We start from the raw sequence: 14,298 nt of genomic DNA, 5'->3' as shown, positions 1-14,298 counted from the left end.
CCTACCCATCGGACCTGACACAGCGCGCCGCATCCGGTGATGCGTCCCGGCGGGTCGGACGGGAGTGTCAGATACCGGTGGCAAGGTTCTCCGTGGACGCACCGGGGGCCGTACCTGCCGTGGTGCACATCGCGGTACGCAGGCACAGAAAACCCGGACGAGCAGGGAGGACACCATGAACGAGACCTGGATCAACAGGCCGCTGCTGGGCTTCGACACCGAGACCACAGGGGTGGACGTCACCGGCGACCGGATCGTCACGGCAGCCCTCGTGCTGCGCACGCCCGGTGTGGGTACCGATGTCCGCACCTGGCTGATGGATCCGGGTGTGGAGATCCCCGAGGAGGCCGCGGCCATCCACGGCATCTCCACCGAGCATGCGCGCGCCCACGGCGTCCAGCCGCGGGAGGCCCTCGAGGAGATCGCTACCGCGCTCGCCACCCAGCTGGCCGATGGCGTGCCCGTGGTCGCCTACAACGCGGCGTTCGACCTCTCCATCCTCGACGCGGAGCTCCTGCGCCACGGGCTCAAGACCCTCCCGCAGCGCCTGGGCCGCCCGGTGGAACCGGTGGTGGACCCGCTGGTCATCGACCGCTGGCTGGACCGGTACCGCCCGGGCAAGCGTCGCCTCGGCGACCTGACGCAGTGGTACGGCGTCGTGTCCGACGGCGACCTGCACACCGCCGAGGTCGACGTGCTCGCGACGCTCGACGTGCTGGAGGCGCTCGCCCGCCGGTTCCCGCTGCTGGAACGCATGTCCCTGGCGGACCTGCACCAGCAGCAGATCGGCGCGCACCGCCAGTGGGCCGTGAGCTTCAACGAGTGGCGCCGCGAGCAGGGGCTGGACGGCCCCGGCGCGTCCGGTGCGTGGCCGGTGCTGCACGCGGCCGGCGCCTGACCGGCCGCCCGGCTCAGCGCCGGTACACGGCGTCGACCTCGACCTCGACGAGCCATCCGTCCACCGGCAGGTTCTCGACCTCCAGGGCGAAGCGCGACGGGCGCGCCTCGTTGACGACCATCGGCTCGGTGGTCACCGACCCGAGCTGGACGTCGAGCACGTCCCCGGTGGCCAGGTTCGTGTTGGCGAAGAACTGCCGGTAGGCCCGGTTCCACCCGGCGAAGTCCATCTCCTCCTCCCCGTCGGGGTTCTGCAGGAACACGCGCATGGAGATGACGTCGTCGTAGTCCAGACCGGCCCGCTCCAGGTTCGCGCCGATGCGGGTGAGGGCGTTGATGCCCTGGGCCTCGGTGAGGGTCACGCCGTCGGACAGCTCACCACCCGGGAAGACGTCGGTCGGGATGTAGCGCTCCTCCGCGGACGCCCCGGGCGCGGTGTTGCTCGCGGCCGGGCCGAGGCCCGAGGACTTGTACCAGGAGACGTTCTTGCCGACGGCCACACCGTCGGCGATGAGCGGGGTGTCCCCAGTGACGAACGAGTGGGCCCGGTCGGGATTAGGCCTGAAGACCCTTGAGGCGGCGTAGGCGGTGCCGGGCACGGCGACCGCTGCGGTGACGACGACGGCGACGACAAGCTTGGTGCGGTTCTTCATGACGCTCCTCCTGCTGGCCGGCCGGGCGCCACGACGGCGCTCGGACGCGGTGCGCCCATGGGTCGACACCGGGTGCCGCGTGACGCTAGCCAGGGGGCGTTTCCGGAGGATGAACGTTGCGGGTCGCGCCGCGAACACAAAATGCCCGAAACAACATGGTTACCGCGGGCAACTGGACAGAAATCGCGGGGACTCTTCCGGGTGACCTGCACCCCATAGCGTCCAGCGCGGTGCTGACGGCGGCTCCCGGACTCCGGGAGGGGAACCTCGCCGCCCGTCAGGCCTTTCGCAACGAGAGGTAGTCCAACGTGGTCACCGAGAACAGCACCACCAGCGTCTCCCGCCGAAACTTCCTGCAGGCTGTCGGCGCTGGGTCCAGCGCGGGCGTCTTGTTCGCGACGATGGGCGCCATGGGCCTGGCGCCGACCGCCGCCGCCCAGCCGCGAGCCGATTCCTGGGTGCCCCCGCGCAGCGGCGACTTCACGCTCACCGGCCGTTCCGCGAAGAAGGTTGTGGTCGTCGGCGCCGGCCCGGCGGGCCTCGCGACGGCCTACGAGCTGCAGAAGGCTGGCTACCGGGTAACGGTGCTCGAGGCTCGGCACCGCCCCGGCGGGCGCACACTGACGATCCGCGGCGGCGACTCCGAGACGGACGTCAACGGTGTGCGGCAGACCGCGCGGTTCCCCGACGGCATCTACATGAATGCCGGCGCGGGCCGCATCGCGCAGTGGATGGTCACCATGGACTATCTCCGCGAGCTGGGCGTGCCGTACGAGGTCTTCACGAACGCGAACGCCGACGCCTACGTGTACAACGAGCGGTCCGGCGCGACGCCGGGCAACCCGGTCCGCTACCGCACCGCCAAGGCGGACGTGCACGGTTACACGTCCGAGCTGCTGCACTACGCCACCGACCAGGGCGCCCTGGACCAGAAGCTGACGGCGGAGGACAAGGACAACCTGCGCACCTACCTGCGCAGCTGGGGCTCGCTCGGGTCCGACGGCACCTATGCCGGCGGCCCCAACCGCGGGTTCGAGGTCTATCCGTCGGCGTGGAACGAGCACGGCACGCCCCTGCCCGGACCCGGCACGGTCTCCCAGGTGCTGGCCTCAAAGGTGGGCCAGTACTTCCCGTTCGAGATCAACTGGGAGCAGTCGATGCTCATGTTCCAGCCGAAGGGTGGCATGGACACGACCTACCAGTACTTCGTCCGGGCCATTGGCGAGCAGAACGTGAAGTTCAGGTCGCCCGTCACCGGCGTCGAGAACACCAGCAGCGGGGTCAGGGTCACCTACACCCCTGCGAACGGCAGGGCGCGCCAGATCGAGGCGGACTTCGCGGTGGTCGCGGCGCCGGCCGGCCTCATGCGGGGGTGGGACACCAACTGGGGGCCGACGATCGACGCGGCGCTCGGTGAGTTCGCCGTCCGCTCCCCCGTCGGCAAGATCGGCCTGCAGTACCGGTCGCGGTTCTGGGAGGACGACCACCGGATCTTCGGCGGCATCACGGAGACCGACATGGACCTCGCCCACCTCTGGTACCCGTCCTACGGGTACGGCGAGCGGAAGGGGCTGATCGTCGGTTACTACAACACCGGCGCCAACGCCGCCGCGTACGCCGACCTGGCCCCGAAGCAGCGCGAGCTGCGCGCCGTCGAGCAGGGCGTGAAGATTCACGGGGCGAAGTACCGCACCGAGCTGGAAAGCTCGTTCTCGATCGCCTGGCACAAGGTGCCCTACATCGAGGGTGGCTGGGCCTTTCCGGATACCAGCTCGTCCGGCTTCCGGCTGTTGCAGCAGGGGGCGGGCAACGTGTACTTCGCGGGCGACTGGATGTCCGAGGTCTCCGCATGGCAGCACGGCGCCTTCTGGTCCGCCCGGTACGCGGTCCAGACCCTGCACGAGCGCGTCATGTCGAGCTGACGGTCAGAAGCCCTTGTAGTTCGGCGACTCGACGGTCATCTGCACGTCGTGCGGGTGGCTCTCCTTGAGCGACGCCGACGTGATGCGGATGAACCGGCCCTCGGTCTGCAGCTCCGGGATGGTGCGGGCGCCGGTGTAGAACATGGTCTGGTGCAGGCCGCCGACAAGCTGGTGCGCCACGGTGGACAGCGGCCCCTTGTAGGCGACCTGGCCCTCGATGCCCTCGGGCACGATCTTGTCGTCGTTCGTTACCTCGGCCTGGAAGTACCGGTCCTTGGAGTAGGACTTCTTGCCGCGCGAGGACATGGCGCCCATCGAGCCCATGCCGCGGTACGACTTGAACTGCTTGCCGTTGACGAGCACCAGGTCGCCCGGCGTCTCCTCGCAGCCCGCGAACAGCGAGCCCAGCATCACGGTGTCGGCGCCGGCCACGAGGGCCTTGCCGATCTCGCCGGAGTACTTGAGGCCGCCGTCGGCGATGACGGGCACACCGGCCGGCTTGCAGGCCAGCGAGGCCTCGTAGACGGCGGTGATCTGCGGTACGCCGACGCCGGTGACGACGCGGGTGGTGCAGATGGAGCCCGGCCCCACGCCGACCTTCACGGCGTCGGCCCCGGCGTCGACGAACGCCTGCGCGCCCTGGCGGGTGGCGACGTTGCCGCCGATCACCTGGACGTCCTTGGTGGCCGGGTCGGTCTTGAGCCGCTTGACCATGTCGATCAGCATCCGGACGTTGCCGTGCGCGGTGTCGGCGACGAGCACGTCCACGCCGGCGTCGATCAGCGCGGTCGCGCGCTGCCACGCATCGCCGAAGTAGCCGATCGCCGCGCCGACCATGAGGCGCCCCTGGCCATCCTTCGACGAGTCGGGGAACTGCTCGGACTTGACGAAGTCCTTGACCGTGATGAGGCCGGTGATGCGGCCGTCGTTGTCGATCAGCGGGAGCCGCTCCAGCTTGTGCTTGCGCAGCAGCAGCGTGGCGTCGGCGCGCGAGATGCCGGCCGGGCCGGTGATCAGCGGCTGCGGCGTCATGACCTCGTCCACCTTGGTGGTGGCCCACTCGGCGACGGGCGTGAAGCGCAGGTCGCGGTTGGTGACCATGCCGATGAGCTTGTTCTCGAGGTCGACCACCGGGAACCCGGAGATCCGGAACTGGCCAGCGAGGGTGTCGAGCTCCTCGAGCGTGGCGTCCGGGCCGATCGTGACGGGGTTCGTGATGATGCCGGTCTGCGTCCGCTTCACCAGGTCGACCTGGTAGGCCTGGTCCTCGATGGAGAGGTTGCGGTGCAGCACCCCGAGGCCACCCTGGCGCGCCATGGCGATGGCCATCGCCGACTCGGTGACCGTGTCCATCGCCGCGGACAGCAGCGGGATCTTGAGCGAGATCTCGCGCGTCAGGCGAGACGTCGTGTCGATGTCCGACGGCGCAAGGTCGGAGTAACCCGGCAGCAGCAGGACGTCGTCATAGGTGAGCCCGAGGAAGCCGAACGGGTCGGCCGGCGAGGTCTGGTCCGTCATGCGCCAAGTCTACGGCCCGCGCCACCCCAGATCCTGGCCGGGCAGTGATGCCCGACCGAGGCGTGTGTCACCTCGCCTTGATGACGGCCAGCACCTCGTGCAGCAGCCCGGTGAACGAGCGCACCCGCTGCACCTTGGGCCCGAACGGCAGCTCCGTCGCCGCCGCATCGGCCCGCAGCCCCACGAAGATCGGCAGGTCCGGATAGCTCTCGTTCACCGCGTGCACGACGTCGAGGTCCGGCTTGTTCTGCGTCGTGGCCAGCACCACCGCCGTCGGGCGGACCATGGTGACCAGCTCGACCGAGCGGTGGGTGCTCGCGGGACCCGTGACGATCCGCGCCATCGAACCCTGCGCCGCCAGCGCCGCGGCGAGCGCGTGCGCGGACAGCGGCACCACCTCGTCGGGAGCAGCGAACACCAGGACGATCTTGCGCATCCGGCTCGGGTGGTTGGCCGGTGGGCCGCCCGCCTCGACCATCACCCGCTCGAACTCCTCGGTGTAGTTGCGCAGCGCGCGCAGGGCGGAGGTCGCGAGCACCACCTCGGGCATCTCGCCAGGCCCGGCGAGGACGGTGCGCTCGGACAGCCGCAGCCAGGCCGGCTCCACGAGCTCGGTCCACCAGGTGGCCGGGTCGCCGTCGGGACCCAGCACGAGCAGGTTGTCGCAGGCGGTCCGGCTGTAGGCCAGGGCGGCGTCGACCAGTGCGGACACCCGGCCCGACGTCGGCGCGGGGGACGATGCCGTCCGCGACCCGGTCGCGGACGGGGCGTCTCCGCCTGCCGCCCCGCCGGGCAGGGCGCGCAGGCGCGCCCGCCCGCGCGGCTCCTCAGTGCTCTCGCTGCCCGACGCCGGAGCTGTGCGGCCGTTCTGCCCCGAGCCGACCGGTGCCCCTTCGGACCCGGGGGCCTCGACGGTGCCGAGGAACTTCTCCTCGAACTCGGGCTCCTCAAGTTCCGGCTCGCCCTGCACTCGCACCGTGGGCAGCGCCAGGGCGGACCTGGCGGCGTCCTGGAGCTCCGCGTCCCCGGCCTCGACCGCTGCCCGGGCGGCGTCCACGGGCGCGACACCCTCCAGGGTGAGCCGGCGCATCACGAGCAGCCGGGCTACGTCGTCCGGCGTGTAACGGCGGTGCGATCCAGCTGTACGGCCCGATGGGCCGAGTCCGTAGCGGCGGTCCCAGGTGCGCAGGGTGGCGGGAGCCACCCCGAGGCGTTTGGCCACCGCAGCGACGGCCAGTCCGGGGCTCGAAGTACGTGACCCGCCCGAGCTTTGGGCAGGCCGCGGAGATGTCATGGTCTTGATTCTGCCGACCTGGCCCTCTCCGCGCCACTGCGAAACCCGGCGTGCCGCCGATCTCGGTCGTTTTCACCTCACAGTGGAACAAATCCGGTCAGGCCTGACGCGCTTGCCGCCGACCCGATTCGCGCCGCATCGGAGAAAACTGCCCCTTGAACAACTTCTGCACAACTTGTAGGTTGTTCGACATGACGGAGATCTCAAGGCTTCCCGGTCCGGTGATGGAGCTGTGGGAATGGCAGTACCAGGGCACGTGCCGCGACGCAGACGACACACTGTTCTTCCACCCCGAAGGTGAGCGTGGATCAACCCGACGCAGGCGAGCCGAGGCCGCGAAGGCGATCTGCCGCTCCTGCCCTGTGATGATGCAGTGCCGTGAGCAGTCGCTCCGCGTCCGTGAGCCGTACGGCGTGTGGGGCGGGCTCAGCGAGGACGAGCGCTCGGCGATCCTGGCCGGCAAGTCCGTCTCTGCCTAGTCAAGAACCCGAGGCCTAGTCAACCCGAAGCCTGAACAAGTCTGAACAATCTCTGGACCGAACAACGAGGGCCCCGCACCAGATGGTGCGGGGCCCTCGTCCTACTGTCCGGCGTGAGCTGAGGTCAGCTCACGACCACGGCGAGGATGTCGCGGGCCGAGAGGATCAGGTAGTCCTCACCCGCGTACTTGACCTCGGTGCCGCCGTACTTGGAGTAGATCACCTTGTCACCGACGGTGACGTCCAGCGGCACACGGTTGCCGTTGTCGTCGATGCGGCCCTGGCCAACGGCCAGAACCTCGCCCTCCTGGGGCTTCTCCTTGGCGGTGTCCGGGATGACCAGGCCGGAAGCGGTCGTGGTCTCGGCTTCGAGAGCCTTGACGACGATCCGGTCCTCGAGCGGCTTGATGGGGACCGACACGTCGGACCTCCTCTTTCATGAGCGGATCGAGAGATCAGCTGCTTGGTTGACTTGAAGTGGCTCGAACGTTCGACCGTCCGCCGTCGTCGCGGGTGCCGGCGGGCACGAACGTCTGGGTCCTCCGCCGCGCACCCGGAGATCCGGGATGCCACAGCGGCGAACACCCCCAAATCTAGGTCGGCGCTAGCACTCGGTCAAGGCGAGTGCCAATGGTGGGGACCATGTCACAGGCCGAGCGACCGCCGCGCGAACCGCACACCGAAATCTCGCCATCTCTACCAAAAGGTGTGTCGCGTCACTCGTCATGACCAGGACAAACGTGGAAAGATCTTCCCATGGATGCGGCGATTCTGAGCAAACTGCTCAGCCCCGACGGCTGGGCCCTGCTAGGCGCTCTCCCGCCCTATGACGAGCGACACGCCATGAAGACCGTCACGACCCTGCGTACCAAGGGCGTCGCATCAGATCTTGCCGCAGCGGTGGTGACCCAGTCCCGGCTGCGTGCCCGGGCGCGGGCCAAGTTCGGCGACTTCGCGGACGGCATGCTCTTCACCGCGGACGGCCTGGAGCAGGCCACGCGGCTCGTGGTGGCGGCGCTGCACGCCCGCCGTTACCTCGACGCGGGCGTCACCGCGCTCGCCGACCTCACCTGCGGCATCGGCGCCGACTCCCTCGCGTTCGCCGGGACCGGGCTCCGCGTGGTCGCCACCGACCTGGACGAGTGCACCGCCGCCATCGCGCAGTGGAACCTCCGCCACTTCCCCGAGGCGGACGTCCGCCATGCCGACGGCCTCAAGCTCGACCTACGGGCCGAGGGCGTCGAGGGCGTCTATGCCGACCCGGCCCGCCGGGTCGGGGGCGGCGCCGGCGCCCGCAGCCGCCGCGTCTTCGACCCGCGCGCCTACGAACCGCCGCTCGACGCCGTCTGGGCGCTGCGCGAGACGGTTGCCGCCATCGGCATCAAGGTGGGCCCGGGCATCGCGCACGACGGGCTGCCCGACGACGCCGAGACGCAGTGGGTCTCGGTAAACGGCGACGTGGTCGAGGCCGGGCTCTGGTTCGGCCCGCTCGCGCCCGACGGTCCTGGACGCTCGGCACTCGTGCTGCGCACGTTCACGGACGACGACGGCAAGGAGCACACGCTCAGCCGCACCGTCCGGGGGGACGAGACCGCGCCGGACGTCGGCGCCGTCGGGCAGTATCTCTACGAGCCCGACGGCGCGGTCATCCGCGCCGGGCTCGTCGCCCAGGCCGCCGCCGAGCTGGGCGGACGCCTGGTCGACCCGACCATCGCCTACATCACGACCGACGACCTCGCCGACCTGCCGTCGGCCCGGCCCACGGAGGCGGCCGGCGCCCCGGCCCCGATCGCCACCGGCTACCGGGTGCTCGACACGATGCCGTTCAGCCTGAAGCGGCTCAAGGCGTACCTCCGCGACCGCGACGTCGGGCGGATCACTATCAAGAAGCGAGGCACCGCGGTGGTACCCGAACAACTTCGCAAGCAGCTGGTGCTCACCGGGACCGAGGAGGCGACGATCGTGCTCACACGCGTAGCAGGCGACCAAAAGGTGCTCTTCGTCGAACCCCTGGGATCCGTATGAGCACGCCGGTGCAGCTCGGCTTCGGCGCGTCTCCGCGTTCGACGGTGGGTCTCGAGTGGGAGGTCGCGCTCGTCGACCCCGCGACCGGCGAGCTGACCCAGACCGCCCCGCAGGTGCTCGAGGCGCTGGAGCGCAGCCCGCTCCAGGCGCAGGGCGGCTCGCACGTCACCGGCGAGTTCATGAAGAACACAGTCGAGATGGTCACCGGCGTCTGCCGCACGGTGGCCGATGCCGGAGCCGACCTCACGCGCACCATGGACCGCCTGCGCACCGTGACAGAGCCCCTGGGCATCGAGCTGATGGGCGGTGGCACGCATCCGTTCGCACGCGCCGACGACCAGGAGCTCACCGACAACGAGCGGTACGCCCGCATCCTGGACCGGACAAAGGTCTGGGGTGCGCAGCTGCTCATCTGGGGCCTGCACGTCCACGTCGGGGTGGAGCACCGGGACAAGGCCCTGCCGCTGATGCGGGGGCTGCTGAGCTACTTCCCGCACCTGCAGGCCCTGTCGGCCGGGTCGCCGTACTGGGCGGGCGAGAACACGGGGTACGCCTCGAACCGGGCCATGCTGTTCCAGCAGCTCCCGAGCGCCGGCCTGCCCATCGCCTTCGAGACGTGGGCCGACCTGGAGGCCTACGCGGGCGACATGGTCGAGGTCGGAGCGGTCGAGGCGTTCAGCGAGATCCACTGGGACGTACGCCCGTCGCCGCGGTTCGGCACGCTCGAGGTCCGGGTGTGCGACGCCCCGACCAACCTGACGGAGGCCCTGGCGCTGGGGGCGCTCGTGCAGTGCCTGGTCGAGCACCTGTCGACCCAGCTCGACGAGGGCCGGGAGCTGACGGTGCTGCCGTCGTGGTTCCACGAGGAGAACAAGTTCCGCGCGGCGCGGTACGGCCTGGACGCCACGGTGATCCTCGACGCCCAGGGCAGCCAGGGGCTGCTCGCCGACCAGGTCGGCAAGCTCCTGATCGAGCTCGAACCGGTGGCCCAGCGCCTCGGCTGCGCCGAGGAGCTGGCCGGGGTGCGCGACATCCTGCGTGGCGGGGCCCCCTACCAGCGGCAGCAGGCGGTGGCCGCGGCGCACGACGGCGACCTGGTGCCCGTGGTGCGCGCCATGATCAACGAGATGCGCACGGGCCGCCCGCTCCCCTCCTGACCGCAGGTTGTGGGCGTGATCGTTGCGCCTGGAACGGGCATATGCGCGCAACGATCGCGCCCACAACCTCGGCGGCGTCAGACGATCTGCGCGGCGTCCTCGAAGCTCAGCCGCGGGGCGCGCGGGCGGGTGGTGTCGGCGCCCTCGGCCGAGCTGACGTTGACGACGAGGAGGCCCTTCCAGCCGTTCTCCGCGAAGAACTCGGCGTCGATCCCGTCGTAGAGCCCGTTCATCGGCCCGGCCGAGAGACCGGCGGCCCGCAGGCCCACGATCAGGTAGCCGGCCTGCAGCAGGGCGCTCTTGCGCGCGACGTCGGCGCGCACGTCGGCGTCACCCGCGAAGATCTCGCGCGCGCCCGGCATGTGCGGGATCAGCACGTCGAGGCGCTCGTGGAACTCGGGGTCGTACGCGAGCACGAGGGTGACGGGCGCGTTCGTAACGCGCTCCTGGTTCCCCTCGGGCATGTGGGCGACGAGACGCGCGCGGGCCTCCGGCGTGCGCACGACCAGCACGCGCAGCGGGCTCACGTTCATCTGGGTGGGGCCCCACTTGATGAGGTCGTAGACGGCGGCGAGCTGCTCGTCGGTCACGTCGGACTCGGCGAAGGTCGTCACGGTGCGCGCCGTGCGGAACAGACGGTCGGCGGTCGCGTCATCGATAGCGAGGCCAGGTGCCTCAAGAGTCTCAGTCATGTCGGCGTCAACGCGGTTGCCCCTGGCAATAGTTCTGCATTCAACTATGAAGCAGGACACAGCCTCTGTCACCAAAGCGGCCCACCGGCAAGAACGACATAGGCTTGAGCACATGGCAGAACCCCTGGTGCTCGGCATCGAGACCTCCTGCGACGAGACCGGCGTCGCGCTGGTCCGCGGAAACGACCTGCTGGTCGACGCCGTCGCCAGCTCGATGGAGGAACACGCCCGCTACGGCGGCATCATTCCCGAGGTCGCGAGCCGGGCCCACCTCGAGGCTATGGTCCCCACCATCCAGAAGGCGCTCGGTGAGGCCGATGTCGATCTGTCCGACATCGACGCCATTGCCGTCACCGCCGGCCCCGGCCTCGTTGGGCCGCTCACGATCGGCGCGTCCGCGGCGAAGGCCCTGTCCATCGGCCTGAACAAGCCGCTGTACGGCGTGAACCACGTGATCGGCCACGCGTGCGTGGACCAGCTCGTGGACGGCCCCCTCCCGGAGCGGGCGATGGCGCTCGTGGTGAGCGGCGGCCACAGCTCGTTGCTGCTGGTGGACGACATCGCGACCAACGTCACGGAGCTCGGCTCCACCCTGGACGACGCCGCCGGCGAGGCCTTCGACAAGGTCGGCCGCCTGCTCGGCCTCCCCTACCCGGGCGGCCCGCACATCGACCGGCTCGCGCGTGAGGGCGACCCCACGGCCATCCGCTTCCCGCGCGGCCTCACGGCCGCGAAGGACCAGGCGAAGCACGCCTACGACTTCTCCTTCTCCGGCCTCAAGACGGCGGTGGCGCGCTGGGTCGAGGCCCGTACCGACGTCGGGCAGGAGATCCCGGTGCACGACGTCGCCGCCTCGTTCGCGGAGGCCGTCGCCGATGTGCTCACCGCCAAGACCATCGCCGCCTGCCACCGGCACGACGTCGAGACCCTGGTCATCGGCGGCGGGTTCTCCGCAAACAGCCAGCTGCGCGAGATGGCCGCGAAGCGCTGCGCCGAGGCCGGGATCGAGCTACGCATCCCGCCGATCCGCTTCTGCACCGACAACGGCGCGATGATCGCGGCGCTGGGCTCCGCCGTCATCCGCGCCGGGGTTGCCCCGAGCGACCTGGACATCCCGGTGGACTCGTCGATGCCGCTCACGACGATCACGGTCTGATCCGCTCAGCCAGCGGGTCAGTACCGCTCGGCGGCGGTCACGCCCCGACCGCTACCTCGCGTGCCGGGTCGTTCGACCACTGTGACCACGAACCCGGGTACAGCGCCGCGTCGACGCCGACTATCGCGAGCGCTGCCACCTCGTGCGACGCCGTGACACCTGACCCGCAGTAGACGCCGACCGCCGCGCCGGCGCCGTCTGCGCCCGAGCCGGCCGAACCCGTCGACACCCCCAGATCGCCGAACCGCCGCTTCAGGTCCCCGGTCGAGCGGAACCGGCCGTCGGCGCCCAGGTTCTCGGTGGTCGGCGCGCTGGTCGCGCCGGGGATGTGTCCCGCCTGCGGGTCCACGGGCTCCACCTCGCCGCGGTACCGCTCCGCGGCGCGCGCGTCCAGGAGCACGCCGTCGCCGTCGGCCAGGGCCGCCGCCTCGTCCGCGTCCAGCACGGGCATCCCGCCCGGTCGCACGACGACGTCGCCCGGCTCTGCCGTCACGTCACCCGGTTCGAGGGCGCGGCCCTGAGCGGTCCAGGCGGAGAGGCCGCCGTCGAGAATCCGCACGTCGCCGACGCCGAAGTACCGCAGGAGCCACCAGGCGCGGGCGGCGGACGTGCCGCCGACCGAGTCGTAGACCACTACGCGCGAGCCCGCCGAGACACCCCAGCGGCGCGCGGCCTCCTGGAACGCCGACGCCGACGGCAGGGGATGCCGCCCCTCCGCGGGCGACCCGTGCGCGGCGAGCTCGCTCTCCAGGTCCACGTAGACGGCGCCCGGCACGTGGCCGGCGCGGTACTGGTCGTGACCGTCGGCCATCCCGAGCGCCCAACGCACGTCGAGCACGAGCGGCTCGCCCTCGACAGGATCTGTTCCCCCGCCGATCTGGAGGTCGGCGGCCAGCGTGGCGGCGTCGACCAGAACACGTTCCCTCATGTTGCGGTACCCCTCATCGTCGAACGCCAATCGCTATGTCCACGGTCGCTAAACGTACTAATCCAAGCCTCGGATTAGTACGTTTAGCAGGTTCGGATGGGTAGTGTCGACGACAACCTCATGCGGCGTCCCCCGCCGTGTCATCCGAGACGTCCGTCGGGGCGTCCGCCGTGTCGTGCGCCGCCACGGACAGGTCCAGGCGCATCGTGTACGCGTCCTTGTCCTCGGGCTGGTAGTAGCGCTTGCGGACGCCGAGGATCTCGAAGCCGAAGTCCCGGTACATCTCGATGGCGGGCGTGTTGTCGACCCGCACCTCCAGCAGCACCGCCCCGGCCTTGAGCTTGCGGGACCGCTCGATGAGCGCGGTCAGGAGCTGCCGGCCCACACCGTGCCGCTGGACCGCGGGGTCCACGCCGATGGTCATGACCTGCGTGACATCGCCGTCGAACCACAGACCCGCGTAGCCGACGACGGGCTGGTCTCCCGCGCGGTCGAGCCGCTCCGGCTCCGCCACGATGTACCAGCGGCCGAGCCCGGCGAGCTCGTCGGCGAGCATCCCGTACGACCAAGCGCCGCGGCCGAACAGCAGGCGCTCCAGCTCCAGCACGCGGTCGAAGTCGGCATTGCGCAGCGGGCGGAGCCGTACCTCGGTGATCATGCGACATCTCCAGTGGCAGGAGCGGTGGCAGCAGCGGCGGCCGAGCTGGTCGACGCCCGCGCCGGCTCGTGCACGTCCGGACGCCGCAGGTACAGGGGCTCGGACGGCTGCTCCTCGCCAGCGGCGCGGCGCACGAGAGCCAGCCGGGCCAGTACGGTCGCGTCGGGAACCAGGGGGGCGTCGTCGGCCACGGGAAGGAACTCCGGGTAAAGCATCGCGCCCTCACCGATCACCACGGGCAGCGGGCCGTCCCCCTCACCGGGCGGCGCGAGCTGGGCCTGCGCGACGAACCCGGCCCGGTCCACGTCAGGCCCGGCCAGCCGCTCCACGACTCCCACGCCGTGCGGTCCCTCGTGCGCGATCACGCGGTAGCGCGCCCAGTAGACCTCCTTGCGGCGGGCGTCGGAGGTCGCGAGGATCTCGGCTCCGGGCCGGAGACCAAGGTCGCTGACGGCCTGCACGGCCAGCGCGTCGAGGCTGGGCACGCCCAGCACGGGGATGCCGAGCGCAAGAGCAAGCGTGCGTGCCGTCACCAGCCCGACGCGCAGCCCCGTGAACGGGGCAGGTCCAGTACCCGCGACGACGGAGGTCAGCGCGCTGCGCTCGATCCCCGCCTCGGCGAGGACCTCGTTGATCAGGGGCGCGAGCGACTCGGCGTGCCGGCGGCGCTCGTCGGAGGTGCGGGACGCGAGGCGCGCGCCGTCCTCGTCGACGAGCGAGACGGCGACGGCAGCTGAGGTATCAAGAGCAAGAACGGCCACGTGGCCAGCCTATTACTGACCGGGGGCGCCGTCTGGAACGCGTTCGTGCTGCACGGCGCTCCCGCTGCTGACAGGGGCACGCCGATGACGAGCCGCGATTCGCGCTTGAGGTAGATCCAGCCCGACGCCTTCGGCGTCTACGTCTCGGTGTCGTCGAT

General features: G+C 70.6%; 14 protein-coding genes. 6 read left to right on the top strand and 8 right to left on the bottom strand.

What is annotated here, in order from left to right; translation table 11 throughout:
- Window positions 1-175 precede the first annotated feature (175 nt).
- Window positions 176-898, top strand: a complete 723-nt coding sequence (locus AB1046_RS20180; protein WP_369371062.1) for an exonuclease domain-containing protein — start codon at window positions 176-178, stop codon at window positions 896-898.
- 13 nt (window positions 899-911) lie between these two features.
- Here the strand turns inward: AB1046_RS20180 and AB1046_RS20175 are convergent, their stop codons facing one another.
- Complete coding sequence (locus AB1046_RS20175) at window positions 912-1,550, bottom strand: Rid family hydrolase (protein WP_369371061.1); 639 nt, start codon at window positions 1,548-1,550, stop codon at window positions 912-914.
- 308 nt (window positions 1,551-1,858) lie between these two features.
- Here AB1046_RS20175 and AB1046_RS20170 point away from each other — a divergent pair, with 308 nt between their 5' ends.
- A complete protein-coding gene (locus AB1046_RS20170; protein ID WP_369371060.1) occupies window positions 1,859-3,472 on the top strand; it encodes an FAD-dependent oxidoreductase in 1,614 nt (537 codons plus the stop codon).
- Window positions 3,473-3,475: 3 nt separating this feature from the next.
- Here AB1046_RS20170 and guaB read toward each other — a convergent pair whose 3' ends face one another.
- The gene (guaB, locus tag AB1046_RS20165) at window positions 3,476-4,990 is read right to left on the bottom strand and encodes an IMP dehydrogenase (protein ID WP_369371059.1); all 1,515 of its coding nucleotides are present in this window, start codon (window positions 4,988-4,990) and stop codon (window positions 3,476-3,478) included.
- Window positions 4,991-5,057: 67 nt separating this feature from the next.
- Complete coding sequence (locus tag AB1046_RS20160; protein WP_369371058.1) at window positions 5,058-6,284, bottom strand: MerR family transcriptional regulator; 1,227 nt, start codon at window positions 6,282-6,284, stop codon at window positions 5,058-5,060.
- 191 nt (window positions 6,285-6,475) lie between these two features.
- On the opposite strand from AB1046_RS20160, the gene AB1046_RS20155 reads away from it, so the two are divergent.
- A complete protein-coding gene (locus AB1046_RS20155; RefSeq protein WP_369371057.1) occupies window positions 6,476-6,763 on the top strand; it encodes a WhiB family transcriptional regulator in 288 nt (95 codons plus the stop codon).
- 124 nt (window positions 6,764-6,887) lie between these two features.
- Here AB1046_RS20155 and groES read toward each other — a convergent pair whose 3' ends face one another.
- A complete protein-coding gene (gene groES, locus AB1046_RS20150) occupies window positions 6,888-7,184 on the bottom strand; it encodes a co-chaperone GroES (RefSeq protein ID WP_369371056.1) in 297 nt (98 codons plus the stop codon).
- A gap of 335 nt (window positions 7,185-7,519) precedes the next feature.
- Between groES and AB1046_RS20145 the strand changes: the two genes are divergently transcribed.
- Entirely contained in the window at window positions 7,520-8,788 is a 1,269-nt protein-coding gene (locus tag AB1046_RS20145; protein ID WP_369371055.1) for an SAM-dependent methyltransferase, read from the top strand.
- The gene (locus tag AB1046_RS20140) at window positions 8,785-9,945 is read left to right on the top strand and encodes a glutamate--cysteine ligase (protein ID WP_369371054.1); all 1,161 of its coding nucleotides are present in this window, start codon (window positions 8,785-8,787) and stop codon (window positions 9,943-9,945) included. Before AB1046_RS20145 ends, AB1046_RS20140 begins: the two co-directional genes overlap by 4 nt.
- Before the next feature lie 77 nt (window positions 9,946-10,022).
- Here the strand turns inward: AB1046_RS20140 and AB1046_RS20135 are convergent, their stop codons facing one another.
- Complete coding sequence (locus tag AB1046_RS20135) at window positions 10,023-10,637, bottom strand: malonic semialdehyde reductase (protein WP_369371053.1); 615 nt, start codon at window positions 10,635-10,637, stop codon at window positions 10,023-10,025.
- Between the two features lie 112 nt (window positions 10,638-10,749).
- Here AB1046_RS20135 and tsaD point away from each other — a divergent pair, with 112 nt between their 5' ends.
- On the top strand, window positions 10,750-11,793 hold the full coding sequence (tsaD, locus tag AB1046_RS20130; RefSeq protein ID WP_369371052.1) for a tRNA (adenosine(37)-N6)-threonylcarbamoyltransferase complex transferase subunit TsaD: 1,044 nt from the start codon (window positions 10,750-10,752) through the stop codon (window positions 11,791-11,793).
- A 37-nt stretch (window positions 11,794-11,830) separates the two neighbouring features.
- Here the strand turns inward: tsaD and AB1046_RS20125 are convergent, their stop codons facing one another.
- The 3 genes from AB1046_RS20125 to tsaB form a co-directional block, all read right to left on the bottom strand.
- Complete coding sequence (locus AB1046_RS20125) at window positions 11,831-12,721, bottom strand: sulfurtransferase (RefSeq protein WP_369371051.1); 891 nt, start codon at window positions 12,719-12,721, stop codon at window positions 11,831-11,833.
- A 118-nt stretch (window positions 12,722-12,839) separates the two neighbouring features.
- Window positions 12,840-13,379, bottom strand: a complete 540-nt coding sequence (gene rimI / locus AB1046_RS20120) for a ribosomal protein S18-alanine N-acetyltransferase (RefSeq protein WP_369371050.1) — start codon at window positions 13,377-13,379, stop codon at window positions 12,840-12,842.
- Entirely contained in the window at window positions 13,376-14,140 is a 765-nt protein-coding gene (gene tsaB / locus AB1046_RS20115) for a tRNA (adenosine(37)-N6)-threonylcarbamoyltransferase complex dimerization subunit type 1 TsaB (RefSeq protein WP_369371049.1), read from the bottom strand. The genes rimI and tsaB overlap by 4 nt, the downstream gene beginning before the upstream one ends.
- Between the last annotated feature and the right edge of the window lie 158 nt (window positions 14,141-14,298).

Origin of the sequence: Promicromonospora sp. Populi, from assembly GCF_041081105.1 — a bacterium.
Classification (GTDB): domain Bacteria; phylum Actinomycetota; class Actinomycetes; order Actinomycetales; family Cellulomonadaceae; genus Promicromonospora.
The sequence above is the reverse complement of the archived record's forward strand: the minus strand, read 5'-3'. Positions and strand labels throughout refer to the sequence as shown.

Coding starts and splice junctions, on each gene's coding strand:
- AB1046_RS20180 (WP_369371062.1), top strand. CDS start 176: ATGAACGAGACCTGGATCAACAGGCCGCTGCTGGGCTTCGACACCGAG.
- AB1046_RS20175 (WP_369371061.1), bottom strand. CDS start 1,550: ATGAAGAACCGCACCAAGCTTGTCGTCGCCGTCGTCGTCACCGCAGCG.
- guaB (WP_369371059.1), bottom strand. CDS start 4,990: ATGACGGACCAGACCTCGCCGGCCGACCCGTTCGGCTTCCTCGGGCTC.
- AB1046_RS20160 (WP_369371058.1), bottom strand. CDS start 6,284: ATGACATCTCCGCGGCCTGCCCAAAGCTCGGGCGGGTCACGTACTTCG.
- AB1046_RS20155 (WP_369371057.1), top strand. CDS start 6,476: ATGACGGAGATCTCAAGGCTTCCCGGTCCGGTGATGGAGCTGTGGGAA.
- AB1046_RS20145 (WP_369371055.1), top strand. CDS start 7,520: ATGGATGCGGCGATTCTGAGCAAACTGCTCAGCCCCGACGGCTGGGCC.
- AB1046_RS20140 (WP_369371054.1), top strand. CDS start 8,785: ATGAGCACGCCGGTGCAGCTCGGCTTCGGCGCGTCTCCGCGTTCGACG.
- AB1046_RS20135 (WP_369371053.1), bottom strand. CDS start 10,637: ATGACTGAGACTCTTGAGGCACCTGGCCTCGCTATCGATGACGCGACC.
- tsaD (WP_369371052.1), top strand. CDS start 10,750: ATGGCAGAACCCCTGGTGCTCGGCATCGAGACCTCCTGCGACGAGACC.
- AB1046_RS20125 (WP_369371051.1), bottom strand. CDS start 12,721: ATGAGGGAACGTGTTCTGGTCGACGCCGCCACGCTGGCCGCCGACCTC.
- rimI (WP_369371050.1), bottom strand. CDS start 13,379: ATGATCACCGAGGTACGGCTCCGCCCGCTGCGCAATGCCGACTTCGAC.